4 protein-coding genes are annotated in these 2,794 nt (G+C 24.2%); all 4 read right to left on the reverse strand.

Going from position 1 to position 2,794, the window contains the following annotated elements:
* Positions 1 to 434 (reverse strand): hypothetical protein (locus E6248_RS15090; RefSeq protein WP_316341594.1); only part of this gene is annotated, 434 nt, incomplete at its 3' end.
* Between the two features lie 281 nt (positions 435 to 715).
* Positions 716 to 1,072 carry a phage holin family protein gene (locus E6248_RS15095; protein WP_316341595.1) on the reverse strand — a complete coding sequence of 119 codons (357 nt, stop codon included), beginning with the start codon at positions 1,070 to 1,072 and terminating at the stop codon, positions 716 to 718.
* A gap of 87 nt (positions 1,073 to 1,159) precedes the next feature.
* Positions 1,160 to 1,702 carry a methyl-accepting chemotaxis protein gene (locus E6248_RS15100; RefSeq protein ID WP_316341597.1) on the reverse strand — a complete coding sequence of 181 codons (543 nt, stop codon included), beginning with the start codon at positions 1,700 to 1,702 and terminating at the stop codon, positions 1,160 to 1,162.
* Positions 1,703 to 2,794 (reverse strand): methyl-accepting chemotaxis protein (locus E6248_RS15105; RefSeq protein WP_316341596.1); only part of this gene is annotated, 1,092 nt, incomplete at its 5' end.

The following is a 2,794-nucleotide window of genomic DNA, read 5'->3' on the forward strand; positions in this document are numbered from 1 at the left end:
ATATAAGTTTCTACAGCTTTTCCACATACAATACAATTTACAACTAGCTTAAATGGGCTTCTAAATTTATTGCCTTTTACACCTAAAACTTTTTTTATTTTTAATAAAGTTTTTTTTATATTCTTATTTGTATTAAAATATCTCCAATAAAAATAATTTAAAACTTTGCTTATCTCATTATCTTCAAATCTCTTTTCAATAGAGATATCGTAATCTTTATCATTTAAACAATTTGTAACTTCTTGTAGTAATTCATTTTCTCTTTCCGTAAAGTCTTTCCTTAGCTCTTCTACATTGGCAAATATCTTATCATTAATTTCTTTATTTGGTATACTAGTTCGATTTTGTTGAAACCACTTTCTTAATTCTATAATTATGCTAGCTATCTCATCATATTCTTCAAACATACTTAAATCAATTTCAATACTATTCATACTCACACCTCCATTTTTCTTTATATTCACACATTATTATATACAATTTCTTATTTAAGTCAAATATATTTATTTTTCTTTAAATTTCTCCTGTTTTCTTTAATTCTAACCGCGTCCTTTGATTAATATTTAAACTATCATATACAATCCACTCGCGTCTTTTGATTAATATTTAAACCATAATCTATACTGTAAAAATCTTTTCTCTCGTAAAATCAATGTTTCCTGTAAAAATAAAAAGAATCCTATTTCTAGGATTCTAAAACAAAACTTTTTTTATATTACATAACCCTTACAGATAATACAGCATCTATTATTCCAATAACTACTGATGCTAATATTGCTCCAATTATAGATACATTCATATTTGGTACAAAGAACTGTGTCAAATATATTATTATTGCTGCTACTGCAAAACCTTTTAGTCCTTTACCAAAAGGTGATGCATCAACTTTCATAAATAGTTCTATTAAATAATCTAAAACAGTTATAACAACTGCTGCAATTAAATAAGACCATATTCCTCTAATACTAAAACCTGGAGTAAAAAATGATGTTAATCCTAGTACAACTGCTACTAATACTAACCTTATTATTAAGTTTAGCATACTATTTCCACTATTACTTTTACCTTCCATTTAAATTCCTCCTTAATAAAAACTTTGTTGCATATATTTAGTATGCTCATAAATTAAAAAAATATTATTATTTATTAATTTTAGAATCTAAATTACAAATTGCTTTAATGATATTTGTAGTTTGCTTAGTAATAAATTTTCTTCTTCTATGGACTTACCTAATCCATTTACTATTTTTTCTATTGATTTTATTTCTGTGTTGGTTTCTTTAGAATTATCTAATATATTATTTGTAGAATAGGTTATTGCTTCAATAGATTTGCAGATTTCATTCATATATATAAATATACTTTTTGTAATATTATCCATCTTAATTGCACCTTCAGATAAAGTCTCCATATCTGTACCATAAGAGCTAGATATATCTATTAATATATTATAATCCTTCCTTACATTAGAATTTAAGAATTCTAAAAGTTCTTTAGAATTACATGAAATTTCTTGAAAGGCATTTGTTACATCAGATACTGTTTGTTTCATTTCTTTTAAATTTTCATCTGTTTCCTCTGATAACCTTCTTATTTCTTCTGCTATAACATAAAACCCATTTCCATTGCTTCCTGCCATAGCTGCTTCAATTGATGCATTTATAGATAATAAATTAACTTCTTCAGAAATATTTTTAATTATCTATAACATTTTATCTATATCTTGTATAACTTTTCCTTTTTCTAATGAAATTTCTATCTCTTCTGATTTGGTGTTAAAGATATCAAAAGCAGTTTGTGCTGAAATCAATCCTTTTTCTTCAATTTTTTTAGCCTTTTTATTCATTTCAGTAGCTAAATTTGAATTATGTAATATTTCTTTACTTATTAAATTTGTAGTTTCAATTATTTCTTGTGTACTTAAAGTAGCTTCTTCACAATTACTATTAAGATTGTCTACCTTATCAGTTATATTGTAAATATTATCCTTTGCCTTAATAACTTCATTAATAATATTATTTGAGGCCATTGAGTTACTTTCACTATTATTCTTTCCAACTTCAACCATAGTCTTTGTATCAACTATTAAATTTTTAACGTTATTAATAGCTATATCTAATTCTTCTATTACATTTCCAATTTCATCATCAAAATATTTTTCCAATTTGAAGGATAAATCACCAATCCCTAAAGCAGAAGTATATTTCCTCAAATTTTCTAATTGTGTTGTAAGTCTATTTTTAAATCTTTTTAGCAATATGTAAGCAAATAATATTGACACTACTATACATATAATATTTAAAACAACTATATTCCTTGATTGATTATTATAATCTACATATAAAGTATCTAATCTTTGTCTATGTTCCTTTATTCTATTATTATATCCATCGACTAATTGATTTTTTAATACCTCTAAAGTGTTTTTATATAAACTATTAGCTTCTTTATAATTATTGCTATCAATTAATTTTATTAAACTCTTAGAACTATTATTATATTCATTAAAAGCCTTATTAAAGTTATCCAAGTTTGTATTATTTGATTCTGTAACTTCTCTATACTCACTAACTTTTTTATTTATTTCTTCAGATAGATTTATAAATCTTATTTTGTAGTACCCTCTTGAAGAAGCCTTCCCTTCATCTATAAGTGAAAGAATCATATCATCAGAATTATTAAAGTTGTAATCTACTTGAGATAGAATATTGAGAGCTTCATATTCTTTATTTATATCTTTTAGATTTTTCTTTCCAAAAAATATACCATAAATCCCTTGCACCCCAATTAATAT

The sequence above is a fragment of the Clostridium sp. genome, from assembly GCF_032552055.1.
GTDB lineage: Bacteria > Bacillota > Clostridia > Clostridiales > Clostridiaceae > Clostridium.